The sequence below is a fragment of the Geobacillus proteiniphilus genome (genome assembly GCF_001908025.1).
In the GTDB taxonomy this organism is placed as follows: Bacteria; Bacillota; Bacilli; order Bacillales; family Anoxybacillaceae; genus Geobacillus; species Geobacillus proteiniphilus.
Window position 1 is genome coordinate 18802 of the sequence record NZ_MQMG01000019.1, and the last position, 18989, is coordinate 37790.

Sequence of the window (18989 nt, forward strand, 5' to 3'; positions counted from 1 at the left end):
TTCGAAATCGTCCGCTCCGTTAGGCAGACAGCGGAAAAAGGGGCACAACCAACCCGATGTGTCATCGCATCGGTCGCCCCTTGCACGTTCGTCTTACCGTTCTTCCGCCGCTTCGCGTTTCGCCAAATAAATGCGGACCGTTGAGCCTTCTTTCACTTTCGCCCCTGGCTTCGGGGATTGTTCAACAACGACATCTCCCTCGCCACTAACATCTAATTTTAAGTCAAAAAGCTGCTCTTGCAAATCATTTTTTGTCAATCCGATCAAGTTCGGCACCTCAATCACTTTCGGCTCATTCCAGTCACGCTCTTTCGCAAGCTGGTCTTGGCGCGGTTTCACGCCCATAATCCGCAAGCTGTCTTCCATAATTTTCCCAACGATCGGCGCAGCGACCGTGCCGCCGAACTGAACCGTTCCTTTCGGGTTGTCGACGGCGACGTACACGACAAGCTTCGGATCATCCGCCGGAGCGAAGCCGATGAACGAAACGATATGGTTGTTTTGCAAATAGCGGCCGCCTTGCGCCTTTTGCGCCGTTCCCGTTTTTCCGCCGACACGGTACCCTTCGACATACGCCTTTTTCCCTGTTCCTTGAGCGACGACGCTCTCAAGTGCGTAGCGGACTTGTTTCGATGTTTCCTCGGAAATGACGCGCCGTTTCGCCTTTGGCGTGTTGCGGCGGACGATCTCTCCTGTTTCCGGGTCGACCCACTGCTTGGCAATGTACGGAGTATACAAAATGCCGCCATTGATTGCCGCCGACACGGCAGCGACTTGCTGGATCGGCGTCACCGACACCCCTTGGCCAAACGCCGTCGTTGCCAGTTCCACCGGCCCGACCCGTTTCAAATCAAACAAAATGCCTGTTCCTTCGCCTTGCAAGTCGATGCCCGTTTTCTCACCAAAACCGAATTGCTTAATGTAACGAAACAACGTCTCCTTTCCAAGCCGCTCGCCAAGTTCGACAAACCCCGGGTTGCACGAGTTTTGCACGACTTCCAAAAACGTCTGATCGCCGTGGCCGCCTTTTTTCCAGCAGCGAAGCGTAGCGCCGGCTACTTTGGCGTAGCCCGGGTCAAAGAAATGGTCTTTCAGCAAATTCACCTTATGTTCCTCAAGCGCCGCGGCCAGCGTAATGATTTTAAACGTCGATCCCGGTTCGTACGTGCTCCAAATCGGCAAGTTGCGGTTGTAAATTTCCGGAGGAACGCTCCGGTAATCCGCTGGATTGAACGTCGGCCGGCTCGCCATCGCCAAAATTTCACCCGTGTTCGGGTCCATGGCGATAGCGATGATGCCCTCCGGATTGTATTTCGCCTCTGCGATGTCAAGTTCGCGCTCAATGATCGTCTGAATGCGCGAATCGATCGTCAACACCAAATTCAAGCCGTCAGTCGGCGGCGTATAGTCATCAGCTATATCGGGCATGCGCCGCCCTTTCGCATCGGAATAAAACTGCACGGAGCCGCGCTCGCCCCTCAGTTCCTTGTCATAATACAGCTCCAACCCGGTGAGCCCTTGGTTGTCAATGCCGGTGAAGCCGAGCACGTGCGACAAATAGCTGCCAAACGGATAGTAGCGCTTCGTATCTTCAGCGATATACACCCCATCCAAGTTGAGGGCGCGCACATTCACCGCTTTTTCATCGGAAATTTTCCGCCCTTCTTTCAGGCGGACGATCGACGTTTTTTGCGTGATTTGTTTATAGATGGATTCGACCGAACCGCCCAACACCCCGGCCAGCTTTTTCGCCGCCTCTGCCGGGTTTTTGACTTGCCGCGGAATGACATACACCGTCGGCGCGCTCATGTTCGTCGCCAGCGGGACGCCGTTGCGGTCCAAAATTTCGCCTCGCTTCGGCTCAAACGGAATGTTCCGGCCCCATAGCCCTTTCGCCCGTTCCGCTAACATATCGCCGAGCCAAAATTGGACGTAGCCGAGACGGAGATCGATAATGGCAAAGATCAAAATCCCGATCAAAAACACGATCGTCAACCGCTTGCGCACGGTAACGTACGATACGCGCATATGGCGGAACCTCCTTCATGGTGGGCTCGTTCCACTATATGCTTGTACGCCCCGTTATAGAACGGCAAAAATCATTCGTGCGGCTCGGCTTCTTTCCGCTCGGCCGCCTCTTTCTTCTTCTCCGCCGCCGCTTTCTCCCATTGGCGCGGCGGAGCCAATTCAACGATTAAATAATCGCCTTTGCGCACCTCCGCTCCCGGACGAATGTTTTGGCTGACGACATAGCCGCTCCCTTTCGTGCTCGGCCGCAAGCCGAGAACGTTGGCCACTTTCATAGCGTCGCGCAGCGAGAAGCCGCGCAAATCTGGCATCGTTGCCGCCCCGTCCGTTTTCAACACGACCCGTTCGCCCAAAAGAACGTGATCGCCGCCTTGCGGAAGCTGCTGCTCAACATACTTGCCGCGGCCGATCACGACCGGCACATATCCTTTTTCCTTCAGCTGCTCTGCTGCCGAAGCCGCCGGCTGGCCGATCCATGAATCAAGCGCCTGCGGTTCCGCAGTCTTTGCTTTCATTCGTTTTTCCCCGTTCGGTTCAATATGCAAATATTGCAAACTGCTTTTCATCACCGTCGTAAAAATTTGCGACACCGGCGCCGCTCCGGTTTCGGTCACATCGAGGTGCGGCTGTTGGACAGCGACATACATGAGAAGCTTCGGATCATCCGTCGGCGCCATGCCTAAAAACGAAAAAATGTAGTTTTCCCGTCCGGTCAAATAGCCCCCGGAAGCCGACGGAATTTGCGCCGTCCCCGTTTTGCCGGCGACGCGGTAGCCGTTGATTTGGTACGGACGGCCGGTGCCGTGCTCGGACGTGACGACCGTCTCTAAAATGGCGCGCACTTTGCGCGCGGTTTCCGCCGTAATCGGCTCGCCGACCACGGTCGGCTCATGATCGAGCACGACTTTGCCGCTGTCTGGGTCGACGACTTTCTCGATGACATACGGCTTCATCATTTTCCCATCGTTGGCGATCGCCGTCGCCGCTTGGATTTGCTGGATCGGCGTCACCGATGTCCCTTGGCCGAATCCGGTCGTAATCCGTTCAATCGGATAACGGTAGCGGATTTGCCCGACCGCTTCGTTCGGCAAATCGATGTCCGTTTTCCGGTCGAAATGGAAACGGTGCAAATATTGCAAAAACCGATCTTCGCCAAGCTTTTCTTTCACTAAAATCGAAAAGGCGACGTTTGAGGAGCGTTGCACCCCTTCATTAAACGTGATCGTCCCCCAGCCGACATCGTTATGGTCGCGAATCGTATTCGGCCCCACTTTGTAGGAACCAGAGCGATACGTTTCGTTGCCGTTATACACCCCTTCATTGATGGCCGCCGCGAGCGTGAACACTTTCATCGTCGATCCCGGCTCATACGGATAGGAAATAGCGTCATTTAAAAAGTTCGTAATATCGCGCTTGTTTGGGTCGAAGCTCGGACGCGTCGCCATCGCCAAAATCTTCCCTGTTTTTGGATCGGCGACGATGGCGATCATTTTTTTCGGCTTGTATTGCTTCTCGACACTGTTCATCGCATCTTCCAAAAATGATTGAATCTTTCCGTCAATCGTCAGATAGACGTTTGCCCCATTGTCCGGCTTAACAATGCGCTCCTTTCCCCCCGGAAGGCGGAAGCCGTTTATGTCGCCGGCAAACGACACATAGCCGTCTTCTTCGCGCAAATACCGGTCAAGCTCTTTTTCCACTCCCATTTTGCCGACCGTTTCGTTGGCTGCATCTTTTTGCGCATAGCCGATGACGTGCGACGCAAACATGCCGTTCGGATAAAACCGGCTCGTGTCGCGGATGAAGGCGATGCCTGGCAAATGGAGCGCTTCGATTTTTCGCTTCAGCTCAAAACTGATGTTGCGGCCGTAGGAACCGAACTCGACTTGCTTCGCTTTTTTGGTCAAAATGCGTTCCATCGCCTCGACGTCCATGCCAAGCAACGGGGCGAGTTGTTCCGCTGTTTTTTTCGGATCGACCACATGGCGCGGATGATCCGGATCGGTTGTCATCTTCGGATCCAAAATGGCCACAACCGTATAGGATGGCACATCTTCAGCCAAAATGGAGCCGTTGCGGTCGAAAATCGTTCCGCGCTTCGCCTCGATCGTTCGCGTTTGTTGATGCTGCCGCTCCGCGATCACAGCCAGTGTTTGGCCGTCCGCTTTGCCGGTCCATCCAAGCTGCACAAAGCGGACGAACAACAGAGAAAAGAGGAAGCCGAACAGGCAAAACAGGATGAACGCTCCCTGATGGGTGTTGCGATGCTTTCTTGCCTCCATCGCCGATCATTCCTGCACAACTTTCACATGGTTTTCGTTGAGCGACAAACCAAGCTCTTTCGCCTTTTGCAAAATGCGCTCGTACGCGCTCAGCCGTTGCACCTCGACATATAAGTCATTGTTCTCCTTTTTCTGCTCGTCAATCGACGCCTCGAGCTTTTGCACCCCTTTGTTCAGTTCGTAAATGCGCACTTGGTTCGAGACGATGTGAACCGCCGCATAGAAGACAAACAGGAAAAACAACATAAACAGCAGCTTTTCAGCCAGCGACGGGCGAAAGCGCTGCTTCCGCCGCGGCTTCGGGCTTGGCGGTGCCGCCGGATGTCGTTGTTCACGCGCGGCTTTGACTGCTGCATCATTCACAGCTTTCCCCTCCTGTTTCTCCATTCATTCGTTTTTCGCCGCAATGGGCGGCTCCTGCATGAAAATCGGTTGTGTTTCTCCGCTGTTTTTGTCGTTACTACAGCTTTTCAGCAATGCGGAGTTTGGCCGAACGGGCGCGATGGTTTCGTTCGAGCTCTTCCTCGGAAGGAACGATCGGTTTTTTTGTAATGATTTTCAGCACGGGGCGGTAGTCGTCGGGGAGAACCGGAAGCCCCGGAGGCCATGGCGGGCTTTCGCTCGCCTTTTTAAACATTTCTTTGCAAATGCGGTCTTCAAGCGAATGAAACGTAATGACGCTCACCCGTCCACCGGGTGCAAGCAGTTCGATCGCCTGCTCGAGCGCCTCGCGAAACGCCTCGAGCTCATCGTTGACCGCGATGCGGAGCGCCTGAAAAATGCGTTTGGCCGGGTGTCCGCCGCTGCGGCGCGCCGGTGCCGGGATCGCCTCTTTAATCACCTCAACGAGCTCCCCCGTCGTTTTAATCGACCTCGTGCGGCGCACTTCCTCGATTTTGCGCGCCACTTGCTTCGAAAACTTCTCTTCGCCGTAACGGAAAAAGATGCGGACGAGCTCCTCGTATGGCCAGCGGTTGACAATCTCCGCCGCCGTCAGCCGCTGCTTGCGGTCCATCCGCATATCAAGCGGCGCATCGTGCTGATAGCTGAAGCCGCGCTCGGGTTCGTCGAGCTGCGGCGAAGAAACACCCAAATCAAACAAGACGCCGTCGACGGACTTGACGCCAAGCGCTGAAAGCTCCTCTTGCAAAAACCGGAAGTTCCGGTGCACAAACTGCACTTGCCGGCCGTAGCGGGCGAGCCGTTCGCGCGCATGCATGATGGCGGCTTCGTCTTGGTCAAAGGCAAACAGCTTCCCATGTTCCGACAAACGGGAGAGCAAATATTCGCTATGGCCGCCGCCGCCCAGCGTACAATCGACGTAAATGCCGTCCGGGCGGATGTTCAGCCCATCGACTGCCTCTTTCAGCAACACTGTTGTATGTTGAAACACATGTCCACCACCTTCGTTGCTTCCAACCACACTCACATCGGCCAGTGGCCGCCTCCTTATTATATCGCAAAGATGGACAAAATTTTAGCTTTTTTTGTAAAAAAACGTCCTTTTTTGTTTCTTTTTGTCGGACGGGCCAATCACGGCCATCCTGGCGGCTTCACCCCTTTACTTTTATTTCCATTTAATGAATGTTGTTTTTTACAATTCATTTCACAAAAAAGAAAATCCTGCTCAAAGCAGGATGTTTCTTTTCGACTTTTTCTTTGAAAAAGCCTCACATATATACAATTTTATGCATTCCATTGCCAGGACTAGGAATCGCCAAAAGTTTTTCTACAAAATCAAATCCGTAGCGGTTGATGTAATAAAACACGTTCCAAACCCGCTCCTGGAGCGCGCCGTTCGGCCGAAGCGACGTCTCTATGCGCCAAAATTTCCGCCACTCCGTCTCATGTTTGCGCAACAGCGCCCGCTCGAGCGCGTGCTGAAGAAACTCGATTTGCTCCTGAATGATGGCGGCATTTTTCGCCACCAATCCCTCCAATCCGCGGTCAATCGCCACTCCAAGCTCACGGAGCGGCCGGTGCGCCGCGTCAATGTCCGCCTTCGCTTGGGCAAACACCGAAGCAAGCGGCGCTTGAGCGGTCGCCTCCCGCCACTCCCGCTTTGCTTCATCGAGCCGCCCGGACAATACATCAGCCACCTCAAGGCCGATATCGGACAGGTCGGTTTGCAGCGAACGGCTGACGATCGTCGCCTGCAGACGCGGCACGACCGGAGGCATTTCTAGGTCGAAAAGCGGAAACGCCTCTTTCAATTCCGCCCAATAAGCGATCTCCCCCGGTCCGGCAACGAAAGCGAGCGTCGGCAGCAAATACTCTTGCATGAGCGGACGGGTGACGACATTGTTGCTTAAACGGGCCGGATTCGTTTCGGCCAGCTCAAGCAGCTCTTCTCTTGTCCAAACGAGAGTTCCCGCTTTATTGCGAAACAGGCCGCTCTCCTCGTCATACTGCAAAAGCGAACGTTCACGGCCGTCGTAATAAAACAAGTTGGCCGCGTCACGACCGATTTCAATCAGCGGCGCATATCCGAGCGCGCGCAGCGCCTCTTGCTGAGCAAGCACCGCGGCCGTCACGTCGCGATGGCGTTCAATGAGCGCAGCGAAAAAGCGGCGCTCAAGCGGCCGCACCGCCGCATCGCCAGCGTTAAAGACCACTAAGCCGTGATCAGCGAACAACCGGAGCACAATAACGGCAAAAAAGTCGACAAACGTGCGCGCCTCATCGAGACACGATGACAAAAAGGAGAGCAGCTCATTCGTCACGTCCGTTTCCCCATACGTTTTGACGACGCGCTCGACCCACTCTTTCGCAGCCATCCGGTCCAGCAGCACATCGGCAGCCATCCGCTTTTCGTTCGTTTTGTGCGGGTACGCCGCTTTTTTTACTTCTCCTTCTTCAACAACATAGACATGATCGATTTCCGCGATGTCATGGTCTTCGCCGGCGATCCAAAACAGCGGCACGACCGGCACGCCCAGTTTTCGTTCCTGCTCTTTGGCAAGCTGGATGATGGTGATGATCTTATAAATCGTATACAGCGGCCCAGTCAACAGCCCGGCTTGCTGCCCGCTGACAATGACGACGCTTCGCTCGTCGCGCAGTTTCTCAATTTTTGCCATCGTGGCCGCGCTCGCCGAGAAGCGCCGGTGATAAGCACGCAAATAGTCGGCAAGCCCTTCTCGGTCATAGGTTCTTCCTTGCAAATAGGCCAACCGCCGACAAAACGCTTCATCGTCCGCCTGGGCATAAGCGAAGCCGCTCTCTGCTGGAAACGCGCCGGTTATGTAATCAGCCGCCAATTTCGTCGCCGCTGGCAGCGGAATTTCGCGAACTTCCATGGCTAAAAACTCCCTTTCTTATGTATTCTTTCATGAGTATAGCACGTTTATTGCCAAGAGAAAAAAGGCTTGCTCGGCCGAGCTAAAGGCTCATAGCAACGCGCATGGCCATGCCGTATACAAGCAGCCCGGCGTAAAGGGAGGCAAAAATGAGAAAACTCGCCCGCCAAAAGACGCGGAACACCGTCCGCAAACGAAAGTCCGCCTTTTTCCGCCAATAGCCAAGCGCAATCACCGCGTGCAGACCAACCAAAAAGAGAAGCAGAGGAACGAAGTACGATTTCCCAAACAGCACTGCTAGCAAAAAATAGACAGCGGCGATGAAAAAAGCAGTCGCGGCGTTGACCGCGGCGTAAAACGCTGCCCGCTTCCGCCTGCCGACCAAGCGTGCTCCGAAGTAGACGAGCAAAAACAGCAGAAGCGGCGCGGTCACAAACGTCGCCAGCGTCGAAGCGAGCCAATCATCCATCCGCCTCTCCCCCTTCCTTCCCTTTCACCGCGCAAAAGATAAAGCGAACGACCGGCAGCGCAACGCCGCGCGCCTCCCCTTGTTTCAACACATAGCCCAAAATTGCGTCAATCTCCGTCCGACGCCCGGTCGCCAAGTCCATATACATCGACGAATAGTTGTCCGCCGTTTTTCGGCATATGCGGACGACGCGCTCCCATGCCCGATTGGCATCATCAAGCGGCAGCACTTTCTGCACCTCATCAAACAGCTGCCTCATCATATCGCGGTACGGAGCCGTTTCTAGCAGCGCCCCGTTTTTCACTTGCAATAGAGCGGTGAGCGGATTGATGACTGCGTTGACGACAAGCTTGTCCACAAGAATGCGCTCCCAATCGTCCGCCCATTCGATCGGAAAGCCGCACTCCCCTTCCCGAAGCTCCCGGGCGTCGCCAAGTGAACCGTAGCGGGAAGCGAGCGTCAGCTTTCCGGCGCCCGTATGCGCCACCGTCCGGTCATCTAGCTTCATTGCGCCATGCTCCACGACACCGACGAGAACATTTTTGTCGGCAAACATAGCCAATTGCTCGAGATGCCCCATGCCGTTTTGCAAAAAAACGAGCGTGCGAACGCGGCGAAACGCGTCGATTTGCGCACAGACGGAAGCGAGATCGTACTGTTTGACGGTCACAAACACGAGCGGCTCGTCCAGCTCCACCCCGGCAAACGGCTGCGCGCGCACCGCCACGACCGATGTCTCGCCATCTTTTTTCAGCGCCACACCATGCTCGGCAAGCTGCCTTGCTTGGGACGGACGCCTCGTATAGACCGTCACCCCATGGCGCCGCCCAAGGTAAGCGGCGAGCAGCAATCCGACTGCTCCGCCGCCGACAATCCCGATGTTCAACCCTTCTCCCCCGCTTTCTTGCAACATGGCGTTAGCCTTATTTTAGCAGAGATCTTCTTTTTCCGTTAAGAAAAAAGCCGGCGAAAAGCCAGCCTTTACCCTTCGCCGACGCCCTCAGCCGCTGCATTCGGCGCCGGTTTCCCGCTGTCTGCTACCATTTTGCGCGCCCGCTCCATAATGGAAAGTAGCGTTTTATACTCCTCCTGGATAGCGGCCAGTTGTTTTTGCAGCGCTTCTTTTTCCATTTGCAACTTCGTCACCATTTGCTGCAGCTGCTCCATATCGTTTTTGAGCGCGCGGTTTTCATCGGCCGTCCGTCGGGCGTCGCGCGCCTTTTGCTCCTCAGCTTGCAAAAAGGCCAGCACTTCCGCCCATGACAAATGGCTTTTGACTGCCGTTTCCACCTTCGCCTGCCCCTCGCTTTCCTTTGCCGATGCGGTTTCTTTTTTTCGCATCTTCCGTTCTTGCTTGGCTTGCTCGATCTCCTCCTTGTACTGCTTGCGAACGCACGAATTCCAGCGAAATCCGCACGCCGCGGCTGTCCGCGACAAGCGCCGCCCGACTTCGGCAAACGCCTCAAGCTGGGTGCCGCCTTCGCGAATATACTGAAGCACAACATTCGCTAACAGCTCATCCTCTTCTTTCGTCCATGCATCTTGGCGTACCCCCGTCATCCCCTTCCCCCCTTATCGCCGCTTTGTCATTATATGTATGCGGCTAGTAGAAACGGTAGAAGGAAAAAATTAATTCTTGCGCAAAAAAGGACGCAATGCCTGTTCATGTTCGTCCGACCCCCACAGCTCGGCGCAACGGGCGATCTCGGCGAAAAACTGCTCGCGAAACCAAGTTGTTCGCCATTTTTCGCCGGCGGCGGCTTTATACGCCTGCAAGACGGAAAGCGACCGCGCCGCATAAGGCGCCAGCCGTTCGCGCCATTGTTCATGCCAACGTTCGGCTGATAGGATGGCGTCAATCCAACCGCACGCTTCCATCGCCTCGGCCGTCATCGGCTCGGCGCGCAGCAGTAAGTCAAGCGCCCGCCCGTACGGAAGTTTGGCAAACAGCATCGACGCTCCTCCCCAGCCGGTCGTAATGCCAAGTCGACCTTGCACAAATCCGATCCGGCTTCCTTCTTTGGCAAAGCGAAAATCGCAAGCGGTCGCCAGCTCGCAGCCGCCCCCCATCGCTGTTCCGTTGACAAGGGCGACCGTCGGCTTCGGAAACGTCAGCAGCCTGTACAGCAGCTCTCCCATGCGCATGAGCATCTGTCTTGCCTCCGTGCCGCGCAAATGCCCAAACTCGCTCAAATCGCCGCCGGAACAAAACGCCTCGCTGCCGGCTCCAGTAATGGCGAACACTTTCACTTGCCTATCGGCCGCCGCCTGTTCCATCGCCTCCTCAAGCGCCTCCATCACGGCGAAATTGATCGCATTCCGTTTCTCTGGACGACAAATCGTAAACAGCGCAATACCGTCATGATGCTCCAACATTGCTTCCATCAGCGCGTCTCTCCTTTCTTCATCAATGAATTGGGCGCGTCCTCTTCGATTTCCTGCTTCCCGACGAAAAAAACCGCCGCCTGGACAAACGGCGTCGATTTTTTGCAGACAATCAAAAAGGCTGTCCTGTTTTCGGACAGCCTGTCGTTCGATGTCGGCCATTATTTGTTGACGACATCTCTTCCTTTGTATGTTCCGCATGCTTTGCAGACGCGGTGCGCCAATTTCCATTCGCCGCAGTTCGGGCATTGCACCATACCTGGCACTTGCAGTTTAAAGTGCGTGCGGCGCAGCCGTTTTCTCGTTTTCGATGTTCTTCTAAAAGGTACTGCCATCGTTCCCACCTCCTTGTCGGCGCATTGAGCATATCCATGCCGGCGGATCAGTCAGCCCCGAGGCCGCCGTTCGCCGGCACACAAGGCGGCTGCCGGACGGTGCGCAATATTCGGCGCCATCGGCCGGCAACGCCGACTCACGATCAGTCCTCTCGTGTTTCCTCGAAAAACTTGGCCAGTCCTGCAAGGCGAGGATCTACTTTCTTTTCCCGCTCTTGCATCGCTTTCTCCCATTCTTCTTCCGACAGAACGTCCCATCCTTCCCCGTGTTGCGGTGCTCCGTCAGCAACCGGTCCTTCGGCAATAAGCTGCAACGGGATTTCAAGCAAAATCAGCTCGCGGATGATGGGGTTCAAATCAATCGTGTCCCCCGCCACCATATGGGTGTCCTCATCGGTCTCCACGATGCCGCTGCCATCCGCAAAAAACGTCTCCGTCGTCTGAATGGAAAACGGATACGTCACATCGACAAGCGTCCGCGAACAAGGCAACACCATCGTCCCGGACAACGTCAAATGAAACGTGAATTTTGTCGACCCGACATCCGCTTTTCCTCGGACGTGCACCGGCGAAATATCGCGGATCAACGTGTCAATTTGTTTTAAATCGGACACATCGACCGTCTCATCAATCGCCATTTCCTTATGTTGAAAACGGCGAAGCTGTTGGACCGTCCATTTCATATCATCACCTCAAGGCAACGAATAAAATTATACGTTTCGTTTCTAGTTTTGTCAATGTTTTTTCTTTACAACTGCTCATTCCTTGGGAAAAGAACGGCATACTCCCATCATTTCCAAATGCCGCTCCGAACATGCACGGTCGGCGCGCGGACAGCGGAAAACGGACGGCCGCTTCGTTTCTTTTGATGTTCTCACCGCATGTCGCCGTTGATCTTCGCCGTCGTATATTCCATACTAAGTTCAGATAGAATAGACAGCCATTTCTTTGCGGCCAAGCCGCGCGAATCGCCATGAAAGGAGCGAAAAAAGGTGAAAGCCGTCGGCGTGATCGTGGAATACAACCCGTTTCACAACGGTCATTTCCACCATTTGAACGAAACGAGGCAAAAGACAGGAGCGGACTGTTTGATCGCCGTCATGAGCGGAAACTTCTTGCAGCGCGGTGAGCCGGCCATCGTCTCCAAATGGGCGCGGGCGAAAATGGCGCTAGCCGCCGGCGTAGATGTGGTCATCGAGCTGCCGTACGCCTTCGCTGTGCAAGCGGCTGAACAGTTCGCGCATGGGGCGGTGCAGCTGCTTGCGGCGATCGGCTGTCAAGAGCTTTGCTTTGGCAGCGAATCGGGGGAAATTTCCGCTTTTTTATCCGCGGCGGAAACATGGCTCGAACAGAAGGAAACGTTCGATTCCCTCATCCGCACCGGGCTGGCGCGCGGACAAAGCTTTCCGAAAGCCGCCGCTGAAGCGTGGCAAAAGCTCGGCGCCGCTCCGCTTGATTTGTCGCAGCCAAATAACGTGCTTGGTTTTGCGTATGTGAAAGCCATTCGGCAAAACAGGCTGGCGATTGCCCCGCACACGATTCCGCGGCTGGCCGCCGGCTATCATGACGAATCATTTTCCCACCCGTCGATCGCGAGCGCCACCAGCCTGCGGAAAGCATTGCGACAAACCGGGCAGCTCGAGTCGATCGCGGCGTACGTTCCGCCCGCTGCGCTCGAACAACTCCGCCAATACCGGGAGACATACGGGCGCTTTCACGATTGGGAATTGTATTTTCCGCTCCTAAAATACCGGCTGTTGACCGCCACAGAGGCCGACTTGCGCCGCATCGCCGGCGTGGAGGAAGGGATCGAACACCGGCTGAAGCAACACATCGCCCACGCCGAAACGTTCGCTGCCTTCATCGCCGCCGTCAAAACGAAGCGATACACCTGGACAAGACTGCAACGCCTATGCGCGCATGTGTTGACGAATTTCACAAAGGAAGAGCAAGCCAAAGCGGCCAACCCGACCTATATCCGGCTGCTCGGCATGAGTGAAACCGGCCGCCGCTATTTAAAGCAGGCGAAAAAAAGCGCCGCGCTCCCGCTCGTCGCCAAAGCGGCCAAACTCAACGGCGACCCTCTTTATGAGCAAGAAAAAAGAGCGGCAGCTGTGTACGCCGCCGCTTTTCCGGAGCCGCTCTACAGCGCCGCGCTGAAAGAAGAATACGCCACGGCGCCGATTTACGTTTCCGGCATAGAGCGCAAATAACGGACCGCCTCGTCGAACGTATCGACCGGGACGATTTTCATATGCGTCCCGATTTTTTTCGCCGTCCGCACCGCCTCGCGATAGTTCGACGTCGGCGCACCATGTTCGTTCGGCGCGAAAAACACCTCGGCTCCTTCGCGGTCAGCGGCCACGACTTTTTGCGAAACACCGCCGATCGGCCCGACGTTTCCGTCAAGATCAATCGTTCCGGTGCCGGCGATTTTATGACCTTTTGTAATATCTTCATCGACAAGTTGGTTGTAAATTTCAAGTGAAAACATGAGCCCAGCCGACGGTCCGCCGATTTGTTCCGACTCGACGTCAACCGGCGGGTCGGTGCGGACGTCATAATCGGTCATGAGTGTCACCCCAAGGCCGACTTGGTTCGGGTGCTGTCGAAACGGCTTCAGCTCGAGCTCTGTTTCCTGCCGCTTCCGGCCGCGAATGAATGCGACGCGGACGCGATCACCCGCTTGTTTTCCGCGAATGTAGTTGACCATCTGCTCCGATGTGCCGAGCGGCTTTCCGTCGATCGCGACGATGCGATCGCCGGTCTCTAGACGGCCGGCGGCCGGCATATCAGGGAGGACGCTCATGACATAAACGCCATGAGGTTCATACGACACCGGCTTTCCGGCGTGGCGATAAGCGACGACGATCGCCGCTTCCTTCGACTGTTCCATAAGCTCAAGCTGGCGCATCGTATATTCCTTGTCGCTCTCTCCTTCCTGCTTGATTTCCTCGACCGGATGAAGCTCATAAAACGGGCGGATATGGGCCAACAAATACGCCATCACATTCGCCCGCCCCATCCGCACCGTCGTAAGCATAAACGTTCCCTCATCGCGGTCTCCGCGCTCCACGTGAACGAGCGGCTTTAAACTTTGCGCACTTCCCGGCATCGTCACGTAATACGGCAGCTTCATAAAAATGAGCAAAAAGGTGAGGGCGGCGCCAAAGAAAAACAGCGCAATATACGTCCGTTTCTTCATTCGTGTGATGGCTCCTTCCACTGTTCAATCGCTTGACGGATCGCTCCCACTTGCTTCCGCGCTTCCTCTTCCCCACAAGCGATGATTTCCTCAATATCCGTGAACGCCCGCGAGCTATACTGTTCGACTCGCGGCCGGATCATAACGTCTGAGGCGAGCTGACGGTGAGCTACCAGTTCCGCTTGCAAAATATCGAGGCTCTGCCAAATGACATCGGCGATCGACGCAATTTCCGCCTTCGTGTTGAGCGGAGAGACATCGACGGCGATGACAATATCCGCTCCCATCGCCCGGACGACCGACACTGGCACCCGGTCGACGACGCCACCGTCGACAAGCAGCCTGCCATTCACTTCCGCCGGCACAAAAATGCCGGGAATCGAGATGCTCGCCCGCACCGCCTCGGCTGCTTCCCCTTGCCGAAACACGACTTTCTCCCCCGTCTGCAAATCAGCAGCGACAACGGCCACAGGCGGGGACATCTCCTCGATTCGTTTCCCTTTCGTCAACAAGCGAATGAACTGCGTGATGCGCTCGCCAGCGATCAGCCCCATTTTCGGCACCGTCCAGTCAAGAAAATCGTTGCGTCGAAACGATTGAGCCAACCGATAGAGACGATGGAGGCCATGGCCGCTTGCGTAAAGGACGGCGACGAGCGCGCCGATGCTGCTGCCGGCCAAATAGGAAATCGGAATATGCTCCTCCTCGAGCACTTTCAATACCCCAAGATGGGCGAACCCGCGCGCTCCTCCCGACCCGAGCGCCAATCCGACTTTTGGCGGCACGCCTCCTCCCCCCTTTGTCGCAGCGTTCTCCGCTTTCATCTTATGGTCTAAAACGCCCCCCTATGCTCGTATATTAGGTTATATGAGGTTGTACCACGCGAAGCCGCACGGCAAAAAAGGGGGGAAAAAAGTGAAACAAAATTGGGGAGCGAAATGGAAAACCGTATTGCTCGCTTCCGCCGCCACCTTGTTTGCGTTTTCGCTCATTTGCTATCCAAAACAGTCGCTTGAAGCGTCCATTCGCGGTTTAAATATGTGGTGGGAGGTCGTCTTTCCATCGCTTTTGCCGTTTTTCATCGTCTCGGAGCTGCTCATCAGCTTCGGCGTCGTCAGCTTCCTTGGCGTCTTGCTCGAGCCGCTCATGCGCCCGTTGTTTCGCGTCCCGGGCGTCGGCGGATTCGCCTGGGCCATGGGAATGGCGTCCGGCTACCCGTCTGGAGCCAAGCTGACCGCCCGCCTGTACCAGGAAAAACAGCTGACGACGATTGAAGCCGAACGGCTCTCGTCGTTCACCAATTCATCCAACCCACTTTTTATTTTTGGAGCTGTATCAGCGGGATTTTTCAACAACCCGCAACTCGGCCTTGTGCTGGCCGTTTCCCACTATTTAGGAAACATTAGCGTTGGGCTGATCATGCGCTTTCACGGCATCCGAAAAGAACAGAGGCAATCGAAGCGGCAGCCACGCTCATTTTCGCTCCCGTATGCGTTGCGCACACTGCACCGCACGCGACTGAAAAACGAACAGCCGCTTGGCAAACTTCTTGGCGACGCCGTGCGCTCTTCTGTCCAAACGCTGTTAATGATCGGCGGTTTTATTATTCTCTTTTCGGTCATGAATAAACTGCTGTATATGATGCATTTGACCGAACAGCTTGCCCCGTTGCTGCGCCATCTGCTCCGCCTTGCCCAGCTGCCGGAGCAGCTTGACATCCCAGTGTTTTCCGGCTTGTTTGAAATTACGCTCGGCAGCCAAATGATCAGCCAGACCGATGAGGCGATGCTGATGGAAAAAGCGGTGGCAACAAGCTTCGTCCTCGCTTTCGGCGGCTTTTCCGTCCAAGCGCAAGTCGCCAGCATTCTCGCCGAAGCGAACATCCGCTTTCAGCCGTTTTTCATCGCGCGCTTGCTGCACGGAGTGTTTGCCGCTTCCTTTACATACTTGCTTTGGAAACCGTTGTACATCAAAACAGCCGACGGGATGCCAACCAACATTCCGGCGTTTCTTCACGCCGCCCCGGGCAACGCTTGGAATGAAGGCTGGCGGCTGTTGCAGCAATACGGGCCGCTCCTGACACTGTTTTTCCTTTGCCTTTATATATGGCTCGTCATCAAGGCGGCCAGTGAATCGCGCGGGCGCTCATAAGCCGCTTGAGCGCCCAGCTTCTTGGCAGCATCCAGCCATCGGGGCGGTTTGCGTCGTCTCGGCCGTGAGCCGCCCTTGACGACAAAACCGGGCCGGCGCCGACTGCAGCGTTCGCTTAAGCTGCTTCGATAAGGAAGCGTCAATCAGCGGCTATGGACGCAAATTTCCGCCTGAGCGCCTGCTCAACGACCGGGGGCACGAGCTCGGAAATATCGCCGTTGTATTTCGCCACTTCTTTGACGATGCTCGAGCTTAAAAACGCATACTGGCTGTTCGTCATCATAAAAAACGTTTCAATGTTTTCATCGAGGACGCGGTTCATCGACGTAATTTGCATTTCGTATTCGAAATCGGACACAGCGCGCAAGCCGCGCAAAATGGCATTCGCTTTTTTGCTGCGGGCGTAATCAACAAGCAGGCCGTGAAACGCTTCGACATGGACGTTCTTAAGCGTCCGCGTTACCTCACGCAGCAGCTCGATCCGCTCCTCGACAGTAAACAGCGGCTTTTTCGACGAGTTGTTCAACACCGCCACATACACTTGGTCAAACACTTTCGCCCCCCGTTTAATAATATCCAAATGCCCGTACGTCACAGGGTCAAAGCTCCCCGGGCAAACCGCAATGCTCGCCATCGCTTCCATCCCCTTCCCATCTATAAATCGTCACACCGGTGATACCGTATGTTTCCCGCTTCCATCGTATCAGGCCGCCAACCTCCTCCGGCAGCTCCGCCTCCGCCGAGTGTTCAGCGACGACGACGCCGTCCGGTTCCAGCAACTGACGCTCGGCGATCGACGACAGCAACGTCGGCCACTGTTTCTCTTTGTACGGCGGATCGAGGAAAATAACCGCAAAGCGGAGGCCGCGCTTCGCTACCGCCTTCAGCGCCCGCTCGGCGTCGTTGCAGTAAATTTCCACCCGCTTTTCAAGCCCGCAGGCCGCCACGTTTTTTCGAACCGTCTGTACCGCTTTCCTGTCATGATCGACGAAAATGACGCGCTCAATTCCGCGGCTGAGCGCCTCGATGCCCAAGCCGCCGCTGCCAGCAAACAAATCAAGGCCGATGCCGCCTGAGAAATATGGCCCGATCATATTAAATATCGCTTCTTTGACTTTATCGGTCGTCGGCCGCGTCGACATCCCTGGAACCGCTTGCAGATGCCGTCCTTTGCATGTTCCGGAAATGACTCTCATCATCTTCACCCAATTCACCGTTTCAAGGTGGCCTTGTCAGCCATTTGATTCGTCGTTTTCATGGTAATCTTACCATAAAGTTGATGATCGTCAAACTAGGGAATTTTTTCGCCATTCATGTATAGAAATCGGCAAACGGTCCATAATGAGTAATGGCAACACGCTTGACGCGTTGTTGCCAGTGACGGAGAAGACTTACGTTTCCCCATAAGTTCTTCCTCCGGTTTCTCCTCTCCCTTTTCTTTATTCTTTCCGCTCCTTGTTCCGCCCTGCGCGGTGGCAAGGAACTGGAAAGGACCTTGCGGGTTCGTTTCCGCAAGGTTTTTTTTTGATTGCAATTCGCGAGGATGGCCGGTAAAGTTAAGGGTGGACGATGCTTGCAAGGGGGAGCTATTCATGATCCAACGGTTCATCGAACTTGGCGAAGGGTATTCCGATATATATGAGCTAATTGAATTGGCGAAGGCCAACCGCCACCGTTTGTCCGGCTTCTTTGCCTTCCATACGGTGAAAAAAGGCCAGGCGGTCGTCTCCTTGGCCGTTGTCCTTCATCCGACGGACCCCGGCGATTTCCAGCCGCTTTACATTTGCCGCGAAGGCATTCCCGATCCGTTCGTCAAGCCGAACAAACGGTACGAACTGTTTATGGAAACCGCAAAGGAGCTGGACATGGACGTCATTCACCTTGATGTCAAGCCATCAACGATGTTCGCCGAACTTGACTTATATTACCAGTATTTGATCGGCATTATGCGGATGAATCGCTTCATCCCGCCGCTTCAGTAAACAAAGAAACAGCGGGCCGAAAAGCCGGCGCCGGCTTTTTTCGACCCGCTGTTTTCTTTCATCCAAGCGGATACGGGGAGTCTTTTTCCTTCTCCCCTTTCGATTCAAATTCCAGTTTTAAAAATGGGCGGTACGACGGCTCGACCCGCTTGACGAATGGAAGCGAGGCGAGCTTTTTCATTACATGGTCGACTTGCTCCATATCACAATACAGAACAGCATACTTCAGCCGTTTGGAAATGTAATGAATGTTGCCGAACTTGCGCAACTGTTTCCCATATTTCAGCGAATGAAGCCAAACGATAATCCCTTGCCGTTTTGGAAACATAGTCCCTTCCCCTTTTTTTATGTGCGGCAGCCGCAGCTTCCGCCCGCCCCGCAGCCGCCGGAACAGCCCGCCGACAAAAAGTACGGATTTCCGGTCGGCACTTTCACATGTTCCGATACCGCTTTGCCGATCAGCACGCTGATCTCATCAAGCAGCTCTTGCATCGCCTTCTCCGCCTCCTTAAAGGCGGCGACCGTCTCATGCAAATCGAGCTCCCGCTTCGCTTCGCGCACTTCTTTCATCACGTCGCGGTAATCAGGATGGTATTTTCCGAAGCGCTGCACTTCTTCGTAGCGCTCCTTCAGCTTGACAAAGCGAGCGATCAGCTGCTGGGCGCAGCGGTCTTGCTTCAGCCGCCAAAAGGCGCGGCGGTATTCGTCCGCCACGTCCGACTCGACGATCATTTTGGCCAACGCTTCTGCTTTATCTAAAATCTCGATGCGCTCGAGAGTCGCAATCCTCACCAAATGGCACCTCCATTATCCATCATACCATGAACGAAAAGAAAATGGAAAGGAAAGAGAT

The 18989-nt window shown here is 55.1% G+C and carries 20 protein-coding genes; 3 read left to right on the top strand and 17 right to left on the bottom strand.

The genetic code is table 11. The annotated features are described in order from the left end of the window. Positions 1 to 93 precede the first annotated feature (93 nt). The 11 genes from BRO54_RS08290 to BRO54_RS08340 all read right to left on the bottom strand — a co-directional run bounded on the left by BRO54_RS08290 (position 94) and on the right by BRO54_RS08340 (position 11481). Positions 94 to 2028, bottom strand: coding sequence for a stage V sporulation protein D (locus BRO54_RS08290; protein ID WP_074043658.1), 1935 nt, complete (start codon positions 2026 to 2028; stop codon positions 94 to 96). 71 nt (positions 2029 to 2099) lie between these two features. Next, entirely contained in the window at positions 2100 to 4310 is a 2211-nt protein-coding gene (locus BRO54_RS08295; RefSeq protein ID WP_074043659.1) for a penicillin-binding protein, read from the bottom strand. Between the two features lie 6 nt (positions 4311 to 4316). Further along, complete coding sequence (ftsL, locus tag BRO54_RS08300; protein WP_042380219.1) at positions 4317 to 4673, bottom strand: cell division protein FtsL; 357 nt, start codon at positions 4671 to 4673, stop codon at positions 4317 to 4319. Between the two features lie 97 nt (positions 4674 to 4770). Then, positions 4771 to 5703, bottom strand: coding sequence for a 16S rRNA (cytosine(1402)-N(4))-methyltransferase RsmH (gene rsmH / locus BRO54_RS08305; RefSeq protein ID WP_042380056.1), 933 nt, complete (start codon positions 5701 to 5703; stop codon positions 4771 to 4773). Positions 5704 to 5980: 277 nt separating this feature from the next. Next, the gene (gene bshC, locus BRO54_RS08310; protein WP_042380058.1) at positions 5981 to 7609 is read right to left on the bottom strand and encodes a bacillithiol biosynthesis cysteine-adding enzyme BshC; all 1629 of its coding nucleotides are present in this window, start codon (positions 7607 to 7609) and stop codon (positions 5981 to 5983) included. A gap of 82 nt (positions 7610 to 7691) precedes the next feature. Then, positions 7692 to 8078, bottom strand: coding sequence for a DUF3397 domain-containing protein (locus tag BRO54_RS08315; RefSeq protein WP_042380060.1), 387 nt, complete (start codon positions 8076 to 8078; stop codon positions 7692 to 7694). Next, positions 8071 to 8991, bottom strand: a complete 921-nt coding sequence (locus BRO54_RS08320) for a 2-dehydropantoate 2-reductase (RefSeq protein WP_042380061.1) — start codon at positions 8989 to 8991, stop codon at positions 8071 to 8073. The genes BRO54_RS08315 and BRO54_RS08320 overlap by 8 nt, the downstream gene beginning before the upstream one ends. Positions 8992 to 9059: 68 nt before the next feature. After that, positions 9060 to 9638 (bottom strand): RsfA family transcriptional regulator, encoded by a 579-nt coding sequence (locus BRO54_RS08325; protein WP_042380063.1) that lies wholly within the window; start codon positions 9636 to 9638, stop codon positions 9060 to 9062. A gap of 69 nt (positions 9639 to 9707) precedes the next feature. Beyond that, positions 9708 to 10463, bottom strand: a complete 756-nt coding sequence (locus tag BRO54_RS08330; protein ID WP_042380065.1) for an enoyl-CoA hydratase/isomerase family protein — start codon at positions 10461 to 10463, stop codon at positions 9708 to 9710. 161 nt (positions 10464 to 10624) lie between these two features. Continuing rightward, positions 10625 to 10798 (bottom strand): 50S ribosomal protein L32, encoded by a 174-nt coding sequence (rpmF, locus tag BRO54_RS08335; RefSeq protein ID WP_011230605.1) that lies wholly within the window; start codon positions 10796 to 10798, stop codon positions 10625 to 10627. Between the two features lie 143 nt (positions 10799 to 10941). Further along, complete coding sequence (locus tag BRO54_RS08340; protein ID WP_042380067.1) at positions 10942 to 11481, bottom strand: YceD family protein; 540 nt, start codon at positions 11479 to 11481, stop codon at positions 10942 to 10944. A gap of 309 nt (positions 11482 to 11790) precedes the next feature. On the opposite strand from BRO54_RS08340, the gene BRO54_RS08345 reads away from it, so the two are divergent. After that, complete coding sequence (locus tag BRO54_RS08345; RefSeq protein ID WP_042380069.1) at positions 11791 to 13011, top strand: nucleotidyltransferase; 1221 nt, start codon at positions 11791 to 11793, stop codon at positions 13009 to 13011. Here the strand turns inward: BRO54_RS08345 and BRO54_RS08350 are convergent. Next, positions 12984 to 14003, bottom strand: coding sequence for a SepM family pheromone-processing serine protease (locus BRO54_RS08350; protein ID WP_074043660.1), 1020 nt, complete (start codon positions 14001 to 14003; stop codon positions 12984 to 12986). The genes BRO54_RS08345 and BRO54_RS08350 overlap by 28 nt on opposite strands. Beyond that, complete coding sequence (locus BRO54_RS08355; RefSeq protein ID WP_079935674.1) at positions 14000 to 14788, bottom strand: patatin-like phospholipase family protein; 789 nt, start codon at positions 14786 to 14788, stop codon at positions 14000 to 14002. The genes BRO54_RS08350 and BRO54_RS08355 overlap by 4 nt, the downstream gene beginning before the upstream one ends. Before the next feature lie 130 nt (positions 14789 to 14918). On the opposite strand from BRO54_RS08355, the gene ylbJ reads away from it, so the two are divergent. Further along, complete coding sequence (gene ylbJ / locus BRO54_RS08360) at positions 14919 to 16154, top strand: sporulation integral membrane protein YlbJ (RefSeq protein WP_042380076.1); 1236 nt, start codon at positions 14919 to 14921, stop codon at positions 16152 to 16154. Between the two features lie 139 nt (positions 16155 to 16293). Here the strand turns inward: ylbJ and coaD are convergent, their stop codons facing one another. Together coaD and rsmD are read right to left on the bottom strand one after the other, a co-directional pair. Continuing rightward, positions 16294 to 16788: a pantetheine-phosphate adenylyltransferase gene (coaD, locus tag BRO54_RS08365; protein ID WP_042380080.1), complete on the bottom strand. Its 495-nt coding sequence runs from the start codon at positions 16786 to 16788 to the stop codon at positions 16294 to 16296. Further along, the gene (rsmD, locus tag BRO54_RS08370; RefSeq protein ID WP_042380222.1) at positions 16754 to 17350 is read right to left on the bottom strand and encodes a 16S rRNA (guanine(966)-N(2))-methyltransferase RsmD; all 597 of its coding nucleotides are present in this window, start codon (positions 17348 to 17350) and stop codon (positions 16754 to 16756) included. The genes coaD and rsmD overlap by 35 nt, the downstream gene beginning before the upstream one ends. A 396-nt stretch (positions 17351 to 17746) precedes the next feature. Here rsmD and BRO54_RS08375 point away from each other — a divergent pair, with 396 nt between their 5' ends. Beyond that, positions 17747 to 18136: a DUF7147 family protein gene (locus tag BRO54_RS08375; protein WP_074043661.1), complete on the top strand. Its 390-nt coding sequence runs from the start codon at positions 17747 to 17749 to the stop codon at positions 18134 to 18136. Between the two features lie 58 nt (positions 18137 to 18194). On the opposite strand, the gene BRO54_RS08380 is transcribed toward BRO54_RS08375, so the two are convergent. Both BRO54_RS08380 and BRO54_RS08385 read right to left on the bottom strand, forming a co-directional pair. Next, positions 18195 to 18464: a YlbG family protein gene (locus BRO54_RS08380; RefSeq protein ID WP_011230596.1), complete on the bottom strand. Its 270-nt coding sequence runs from the start codon at positions 18462 to 18464 to the stop codon at positions 18195 to 18197. A 17-nt stretch (positions 18465 to 18481) separates the two neighbouring features. Further along, positions 18482 to 18928 carry a YlbF/YmcA family competence regulator gene (locus tag BRO54_RS08385; protein ID WP_042380225.1) on the bottom strand — a complete coding sequence of 149 codons (447 nt, stop codon included), beginning with the start codon at positions 18926 to 18928 and terminating at the stop codon, positions 18482 to 18484. Between the last annotated feature and the right edge of the window lie 61 nt (positions 18929 to 18989).

Coding starts and splice junctions, on each gene's coding strand:
- BRO54_RS08290 (WP_074043658.1), bottom strand. CDS start 2,028: ATGCGCGTATCGTACGTTACCGTGCGCAAGCGGTTGACGATCGTGTTT.
- BRO54_RS08315 (WP_042380060.1), bottom strand. CDS start 8,078: ATGGATGATTGGCTCGCTTCGACGCTGGCGACGTTTGTGACCGCGCCG.
- BRO54_RS08350 (WP_074043660.1), bottom strand. CDS start 14,003: ATGAAGAAACGGACGTATATTGCGCTGTTTTTCTTTGGCGCCGCCCTC.
- rsmD (WP_042380222.1), bottom strand. CDS start 17,350: ATGAGAGTCATTTCCGGAACATGCAAAGGACGGCATCTGCAAGCGGTT.
- BRO54_RS08375 (WP_074043661.1), top strand. CDS start 17,747: ATGATCCAACGGTTCATCGAACTTGGCGAAGGGTATTCCGATATATAT.
- BRO54_RS08295 (WP_074043659.1), bottom strand. CDS start 4,310: ATGGAGGCAAGAAAGCATCGCAACACCCATCAGGGAGCGTTCATCCTG.
- BRO54_RS08340 (WP_042380067.1), bottom strand. CDS start 11,481: ATGAAATGGACGGTCCAACAGCTTCGCCGTTTTCAACATAAGGAAATG.
- coaD (WP_042380080.1), bottom strand. CDS start 16,788: ATGGCGAGCATTGCGGTTTGCCCGGGGAGCTTTGACCCTGTGACGTAC.
- rpmF (WP_011230605.1), bottom strand. CDS start 10,798: ATGGCAGTACCTTTTAGAAGAACATCGAAAACGAGAAAACGGCTGCGC.
- BRO54_RS08330 (WP_042380065.1), bottom strand. CDS start 10,463: ATGGAAGCAATGTTGGAGCATCATGACGGTATTGCGCTGTTTACGATT.
- bshC (WP_042380058.1), bottom strand. CDS start 7,609: ATGGAAGTTCGCGAAATTCCGCTGCCAGCGGCGACGAAATTGGCGGCT.
- BRO54_RS08325 (WP_042380063.1), bottom strand. CDS start 9,638: ATGACGGGGGTACGCCAAGATGCATGGACGAAAGAAGAGGATGAGCTG.
- BRO54_RS08320 (WP_042380061.1), bottom strand. CDS start 8,991: ATGTTGCAAGAAAGCGGGGGAGAAGGGTTGAACATCGGGATTGTCGGC.
- BRO54_RS08380 (WP_011230596.1), bottom strand. CDS start 18,464: ATGTTTCCAAAACGGCAAGGGATTATCGTTTGGCTTCATTCGCTGAAA.